This is a genomic window from Kitasatospora sp. NPDC002965 (assembly GCF_040611255.1).
GTDB lineage: Bacteria > Actinomycetota > Actinomycetes > Streptomycetales > Streptomycetaceae > Kitasatospora.
This window is the reverse complement of the sequence record NZ_JBEXNT010000122.1, coordinates 22,397-28,855: the sequence shown is the minus strand read 5'-3', so window position 1 is coordinate 28,855 and position 6,459 is coordinate 22,397. Positions and strand designations below refer to the sequence as shown.

Genomic DNA, 6,459 nt, shown 5'->3' with positions numbered 1-6,459 from the left:
GCTCCCCCCCCCCCCGCGGGGGCCCCCCCCGCCCCGCCGACCCCGGGCGCGGATCCCGCGCCCCCACCGACTCCCGGCCGTCCGGTCGGGTGATGCACCGCACGAGCGAAGGAGAACGTCATGGCGATCCTCGACCTCCAGACCCTGGAGCTGCCCGAGACCGAGGCGGCGCAGATCGACGACACCCTCGCGAGCACCAGCTCGCTGAGCGTCCTGAACTGCGGCACCAGCACGGTCAGCACGCTCCTCTGTCTCTGATCCGTACCGCCGCCCGCCGGGGCGGTCCGTACGGGGAGATCGGCCGGTAGTCCTCGGACACCCGGTCGGTCGCCGGGCCGCAGCGGTCACCGCTGCGGCCCGGCCCGTCCGCACGGAGCACGTCCGCGCGGAACCCGCCCGCACCGAGCTCCTCCGGGCCGACCCGCCCGGACGCCCACCGCCGGCCCCAGCAGAGAGGTGTTCCGTGGCCGACCAGCCCGCAAACGCCCCCGCCCCCGCCTCACCGGTGGTCCGGCTGCGCCGCGAACTCGCCGCCCAGCCCGTCCGGCTCGCCGTCGCCCTGCTGCTCGCCGTGGTGGCCACCGCGGCGGGAATCGCCCTCCCCCTGCTGGTCCGGAAGATCGTCGGCGACTTCTCCGCCCACCGGTCCCTCGCCCCCGGACTGCTGATGATGGGTGCGGCCGCCCTCGGCGGGGCCGTGGCCCAGGCCCTCTCGGGCCTCCAACTGGCCCGGATCGGCGAGCGGATGACCTACCGTCTCCGGACCGCCCTCATGGCGCACGCGCTGCGGCTTCCGCTGCCCGTCGTACGGGCCCGGGGCACCGGCGACCTCGCCGCACGGGTCACCTCCGACGCGCAACTCCTGCGTCAGGTGGTGGAGGTGGCGACCCAGCTGCCGCTGGCCGCGCTCAGCGTCGCCGCGACCCTCGTCGTCATGGTGTGGATCGACTGGGTGCTCACCGTGGTCACCGTCGCCGCCCTCGTCGTCCTGACCGTCCTGGTGCTGCTGATCCTCCGCCGGATGAAGTCCAACGTCACCGGGCAGCAGGACGCGGTAGGGCAGATCGCCCAGCGCTTCACGGCCAACCTGGAGGCCCTCACCACCATCAAGGCGTACCGGGCCGAACCGGTGGCCGACCGGTTCCTCGCCGAGGACGCCGAGAAGCTCCGCGCGGTCTCGCTGACGGGGGCCAGGCTGGGCGCCCTGGTTCCCGCGGTGCTGACGCTCGGCAACCAGTTCGCGATGATCGCGGTGATCCTCACCGGCGGCGCCCGGCTGGCGGCCGGCGACCTCCAGGTGGCGGCGTTCGCCGCGTTCCTGCTCTACCTGCTCCAGACCGTCCCGGCCGTGAACACACTCGCGACCGGCTTCGGGCGGCTGCAGGCCGGGCTGGCCGCCCGGGACCGCTGCAACGAACTGCTCGCGGTGCCGCCGGAGGCCGACCCTGACGACGCCGACCGGACCACCCCCAGCCCGTCCCCCGATGCCCCGGCGGTCGTCTTCCGCTCCGTGTCCTACACCCACGCCGGGTCGGACGACGCCGCCCTGCACGCCGTGTCCTTCGGCATCCCGCGCACCGGTCTGACGGCCGTCGTCGGCCCGTCGGGCGCCGGGAAGAGCACCGCCCTCTCGCTCGTCGGCCGGTTCGTCCGGCCCTCCGCCGGCTCGGTGAGCGTCCTCGGCCACGACGTCCGGAGCTGGCCCCTGGGAGCGCTGCGCGCCCGGATCGCCTACGTGGACCAGGCGTTCACCCTGGTCGAGGCCAGCGCGAGGGAGAACCTCCAGCTCGGCCGGGCCGGGTCGGCGGGGGACGGCGAGCTGGCCGAGGCGCTGGCCGCCGTCGGCCTGGCCGAGGACGTCGCGCGGCTCCCGCAGGGCCTCGACACCGTGCTGGGCCGCGAGTCCGACCTCTCCGGCGGCCAGCGCCAGCGGCTGGCACTGGCCCGGGCGCTGCTCACCGACGCCGACATCGTCCTGCTCGACGAGCCCACCAGCCAGCTGGACGGCCTCAACGAGCTGCGGTTCCGCACGATCGTGGAGCAACTGGCCCGTAGTCGGGCCGTGGTGGTGGTCGCGCACCGGCTCTCCACGGTCCAGCACGCCGACCACGTGATCATGATGAACCGCGGGACCGTCGTCGACGCCGCGGACCACACCACACTGCTCACCCGCTGCGTCCCGTACCGCGAGCTCGTGGCCAGCCAGGCCGGCCCGTCCCTCCTCGGGGACCGCCGACTCCGCCTTCCCGGTTGATCAGGCGGTCGGGTTCGGCCGCGACCTCGACGCGGCGGGCACGGCGCGGCGGGCACGGCGATCCGGGAGGCCCTCCCTCCGCCCCGTCGCGCGGGAACCCGGTGGCGGAGCGACGGGTGAACCGGTTGAATCCCGCTGTGAGCCACGTCGCCAACATCATGCTCTCCGTCGATCCGGACGATCGGCCGACCGTCGAATCGCTGAGCCGGTGGTTGCAGACGTCCGCCCCGCTGCGCGGCCACGGGCCCGGTGCCACCGGCCGGGTCGGACCGCTCGGCGGGACCACCGGCGAGGACACCCGCCGGGGCGACGGCGGGTTCCCGGAACGCGACGTCTACGCCGGAGCGCTCGACCACGCGGACCTGGACGAGCTGATCGCGCACGTCGAACGCCTCGCGTGGAGACAGCCCGAGTTCGTCCACCTGTTCGTGACGGACCAGGAACAGTCCTCCTTCCGGGTGTGGAGGTTCCACGGCCCGAAGCTGCGGCAGATCTCCCCCGAAGGCCGGGAGGAGGAGGTCCGGCCCGCGGGCGGCCCGCCGGACATCCACACGCGATTCGCCCTCGCCGGCGACGTCGAGCTGCTCCGCGACATGGTGGTCGCCGCCGTCAACTGGGGGCCCGGCCCTGCCGCTCCGCGCGAGGCGGTGCTGTCCGATCCGCGCAACGCCCACTACGTGGACGGCTGGCCCCGGCCGGGCGACCTGGGCCTCGTGGCGCTCGCGACCCGGGAGGTCGACCGCTGGGAGCCGGCTCCGGTCGGCGCGGCGTGGCTGCGGCACTTCACCGAGGACGATCCCGGCTACGGCTTCGTCGGCGACGACGTGCCGGAACTGAGCATCGGCGTCGACGCGGCGCAGCGGGGCCGGGGCACCGGGACCGCGCTGATCCGGCGCCTGCTGCGCACGGCCCGCGAGGCCGGCATCGAACGCGTCTCGCTGAGCGTCGGGCGGGACAACCCCGCCGTGGGGCTGTACACCCGCGAAGGCTTCCGTCTGCACGGCCGGGACGAGGGCGAGGACTCGCTGACCATGGTGGTCCACCTGCGGTGAAGGTCACCGGCCGGGCAGGTCGACCGGAGTGCGCGACACAGGAGCACGGCGGGAGACGCGCGCCTCGCTCCCTGGGCGTGCGCGGGAGTTCGCGCCGGTCGGCCTGGATCGGGCGGCGGCCCGCCCGTCCGGAGTGAGAGCGCACAGGACCGGCGGGGACTTGTTCGGGTGCGGCTGGAATTCTTCGAAACCCACCTCGGCCCGGGCGCGCCTCTGGCATGCTCTGCCGGACAGTCCTGACCCCGTGTCACCGGGGTCTCACGCACAGCGAACCGAGCGTCCGGGGTGGACCTTGCAGTACACGATCAGCGCCTCCGTGTTCCTGGGGATCATCATCCTCATCCGACTCTCCCGGCGAACCGAGGCCCGCAGCCGCAACGACGAGCGGATCACGGCGTTCAGCTGCGTCGTGTTCGGCGTCCTGATCGCCGCGACGCCCTGGGGGGACGCGATCCTCCGGCTCGTCGGCGTCGTCGCCCAGGCCCTCGGGTGAGAACCGGACGGGTCGCGAGGACCGGCAGGACGGGAGCAGCGGGTGGCTAGGCGACGCGGGCCCGCGGCCCGGCGACGTGGCGGACGGCGGGGCGCGCGGCGCGTCGAGGGCACGTGGCCGGCGGTCGTGCTGGTCGGAGCCGTGGCGGTCAGTGCGGTGACCGCCGCGGTGCGGTGGCTGGCGACGCACTGGTGGGTGCCGGTCGCGCTCCTGGCGGTGGCCGGCGCGGTCGCCGCCGCGGTGGGGCGGGTGCGAGCCGTCGCGGCTCGGGAGCGGCGGCGCCGACTCGCCGGCCTGCGCATGGCGTTGAGCGGCCCCGGCGGCATCGACCACATGAGTCCGGACGGGTTCGAGTACGCGGTGCGGGACCTGCTGGCCCGTGACGGCTGCCGCGCGGAGAAGGTCGGACGCTCCAACGACCAGGGCGTGGACGTGCTCGCGGACGATCCGATGGGGCGGCGGTGGGCGGTGCAGTGCAAGCACAAGCAGGACCCGGTCGGCGGCAAGCCGGTGGGGGTCGGGGTGCTGTACGCCCTGGCCGGGACGTTCCAGCGCGTCCACGCCGCGCAGGTGGCGGTGGTGGTCACCAACGGCCGGTTCTCCCGCGACTCGGTGAGGTGGGGCGCGGAGCAGGGCGTCCTCCTGGTGGACCGGGCCGCTCTGGCCCGGTGGGCGAGCGAGGGGCGGCCCCTGTGGGACGTCCTGCCCCGCGTCCCCGCACCACGCAACGGGCGGCTCGGCTGAATCCGCCCGTGGTGACGAACATGTGACGACGCGTCATTTCGACGCGGTCGCGCCGGCCGGGCTCCGGGCCGGCGGGGCGGGCACGCTCTCCCGCGCGGGGTGGTCCGACGCCGTCTTGGACCGCACGGGCCGGGCCCTGGCATGATCGGTCCATGATCGAACGAGTCATCGCCGCCTGTGACGGAGCGGCCAAGGGCAACCCCGGGCCGGCGGCCTGGGCCTACGTGGTGGCCGACAGTGCCGGGATCCCGCAGCGCTGGCAGGCCGGTCCGCTCGGACACAGCACCAACAACATCGGCGAGCTGACCGCCCTGCAGCAGCTGCTGCTCGCCACGGACCCCGCCGTGCCGCTGGAGGTCCGCCTCGACAGCACGTACACCCGCGACGCGGCGACGAAGTGGCTGGTGGCGTGGAAGCGCAACGGGTGGAAGACCGCGGCGGGCAAGCCGGTGGCCAACCGCGAGCTGATCCAGCAGATCGACGCACTCCTGGAGGGGCGGGACGTCACCTTCGTGTACGTTCCCGCCCACCAGGTGGACGGCGACCCGCTGAACGCCATCGCCGACAAGGCCGCCAGCGACGCCGCCCGCACCCAGGAAGCGGCGGCCGGGACGGCCTCCGACCTGCCCGAGCCCGACCCGGTCACCGGCACGTCGGCGCGGAGCGGACGCGCCTCCGCCGCGCCCGCGGCCGGGAAGCGTCCGGCGGGTGGCACGCGGACCCTCAAGGCCCGCTACGCGGGCACGTGCCCGTGCACCCGCGCCTACGCCAAGGGCGACACGATCACCAAGGTCGGCAGCAGCTGGGGACACCCCCAGTGCGCGGGCGCCCACGCCTGACGGCCACGCCCGGCACCGGGGCCCCGCGTCATCGGGGCCGGTGGCACCGGTGCCGGCGCGGGTCAGCCGCGCTCGCCCTCCTCGTCGGGCGCGGCCTGCGGGTCGGGCGGAAGACCGGCCTCCTCACGGTCCTCCTCGGTGCGTTCCTCGAGCTCGTCCTCGTCGGGCCGAAGCGGCAGGCCGCGTCCGTGCCCGGTGTCGGGGTCGCCCTCGACCTGCTTGTTGGACTTGTGGTGTGCCATGGCTCCTCCTCGTCCGGACGGCGTCGTCGCAGGGTTCCGTTGCGCCGGCTGCCGGTGCCCGGGGACCACCCATCCACTCAAGCCCCCGCCGGCGGCGCCCGCAAGCCGAGTCCGCGCGGATGACGGAGCGGGGTCCTCCGGGGCGGGGTGCTCCGGGGCGGGGACCGCAGGTCGCACCGCGTAGCCGGTGTCGGACTTGAGCTTGAGTGCACTCGAAGTCCTACGGTCGTGCCGTGCCCCCGGCCGCCCGGCCGTGGTACGGCAGGACCGGACCTACGACGAGAAGCCGCCGCCGCGCGCTGGAAACGGACCACCGGAATGAGCCACTCCCCCACGAACGACGCCGAAACCCGCCAGGACCGCTTCGACCGCGGGATGGACATGCTCACCCGTGTCGACGGCGAGGGCGGGCAGCGCGTCGTCGACGCGCTGGCCGACATCAGCCCCGAGCTCGCCCACCAGGTCGTCGCCTGGGGGTTCGGCGAGATCTACCGCCGCCCCGGGCTGGCGCCGCGGGACCGGCAGCTGGTGACCCTCGGCATGCTCACCGCGCTCGGCGGCTGCGAGCCCCAGCTGGACGTCCACGTCAACGCCGCCCTCAACGTCGGCCTCACCCCCGAGGAGATCGTCGAGGCACTGCTGCACTCCGCCGCCTACTGCGGCTTCCCCAAGGCCCTCAACGCGACCTTCGTCGCCAAGAAGGTCTTCGGCGAGCGCGGCCTCCTCCCGGTCACGGCCGGCTGACCCCCGGAAGCCGCGGCGCCCCGACGCCTGACGCGACCGGGCCCGCCGCACCGATCGGTGCGGCGGGCCCGGAACGTCTTCCCGGCGGAGC

8 protein-coding genes are annotated in these 6,459 nt (G+C 74.9%); 7 read left to right on the top strand and 1 reads right to left on the bottom strand.

Annotation, left to right across the window (positions count from 1 at the left end; all coding sequences use genetic code 11):
• Positions 1–120 precede the first annotated feature (120 nt).
• The 6 genes from ABZY91_RS33110 to ABZY91_RS33085 all read left to right on the top strand — a co-directional run bounded on the left by ABZY91_RS33110 (position 121) and on the right by ABZY91_RS33085 (position 5,382).
• Positions 121–258 carry a SapB/AmfS family lanthipeptide gene (locus ABZY91_RS33110; protein ID WP_329883777.1) on the top strand — a complete coding sequence of 46 codons (138 nt, stop codon included), beginning with the start codon at positions 121–123 and terminating at the stop codon, positions 256–258.
• Between the two features lie 205 nt (positions 259–463).
• The gene (locus tag ABZY91_RS33105; protein ID WP_355406794.1) at positions 464–2,254 is read left to right on the top strand and encodes an ABC transporter ATP-binding protein; all 1,791 of its coding nucleotides are present in this window, start codon (positions 464–466) and stop codon (positions 2,252–2,254) included.
• A 137-nt stretch (positions 2,255–2,391) separates the two neighbouring features.
• Positions 2,392–3,306, top strand: a complete 915-nt coding sequence (locus tag ABZY91_RS33100; protein WP_355406792.1) for a GNAT family N-acetyltransferase — start codon at positions 2,392–2,394, stop codon at positions 3,304–3,306.
• Positions 3,307–3,598: 292 nt separating this feature from the next.
• The gene (locus ABZY91_RS33095) at positions 3,599–3,799 is read left to right on the top strand and encodes a hypothetical protein (protein ID WP_329883774.1); all 201 of its coding nucleotides are present in this window, start codon (positions 3,599–3,601) and stop codon (positions 3,797–3,799) included.
• A 42-nt stretch (positions 3,800–3,841) separates the two neighbouring features.
• Complete coding sequence (locus tag ABZY91_RS33090) at positions 3,842–4,543, top strand: restriction endonuclease (protein ID WP_355406790.1); 702 nt, start codon at positions 3,842–3,844, stop codon at positions 4,541–4,543.
• Positions 4,544–4,695: 152 nt separating this feature from the next.
• Positions 4,696–5,382: a ribonuclease H gene (locus tag ABZY91_RS33085; RefSeq protein WP_355406788.1), complete on the top strand. Its 687-nt coding sequence runs from the start codon at positions 4,696–4,698 to the stop codon at positions 5,380–5,382.
• Positions 5,383–5,444: 62 nt separating this feature from the next.
• On the opposite strand, the gene ABZY91_RS33080 is transcribed toward ABZY91_RS33085, so the two are convergent.
• On the bottom strand, positions 5,445–5,624 hold the full coding sequence (locus tag ABZY91_RS33080; RefSeq protein WP_329950217.1) for a hypothetical protein: 180 nt from the start codon (positions 5,622–5,624) through the stop codon (positions 5,445–5,447).
• A 318-nt stretch (positions 5,625–5,942) separates the two neighbouring features.
• Between ABZY91_RS33080 and ABZY91_RS33075 the strand changes: the two genes are divergently transcribed.
• Positions 5,943–6,368 carry a carboxymuconolactone decarboxylase family protein gene (locus ABZY91_RS33075; RefSeq protein WP_355406786.1) on the top strand — a complete coding sequence of 142 codons (426 nt, stop codon included), beginning with the start codon at positions 5,943–5,945 and terminating at the stop codon, positions 6,366–6,368.
• Positions 6,369–6,459 lie beyond the last annotated feature (91 nt).

What these genes read in the sequence shown, in the direction of transcription:
- ABZY91_RS33110 (WP_329883777.1), top strand. Translation starts at nt 121, where the DNA reads ATGGCGATCCTCGACCTCCAGACCCTGGAGCTGCCCGAGACCGAGGCG.
- ABZY91_RS33075 (WP_355406786.1), top strand. Translation starts at nt 5,943, where the DNA reads ATGAGCCACTCCCCCACGAACGACGCCGAAACCCGCCAGGACCGCTTC.
- ABZY91_RS33085 (WP_355406788.1), top strand. Translation starts at nt 4,696, where the DNA reads ATGATCGAACGAGTCATCGCCGCCTGTGACGGAGCGGCCAAGGGCAAC.
- ABZY91_RS33080 (WP_329950217.1), bottom strand. Translation starts at nt 5,624, where the DNA reads ATGGCACACCACAAGTCCAACAAGCAGGTCGAGGGCGACCCCGACACC.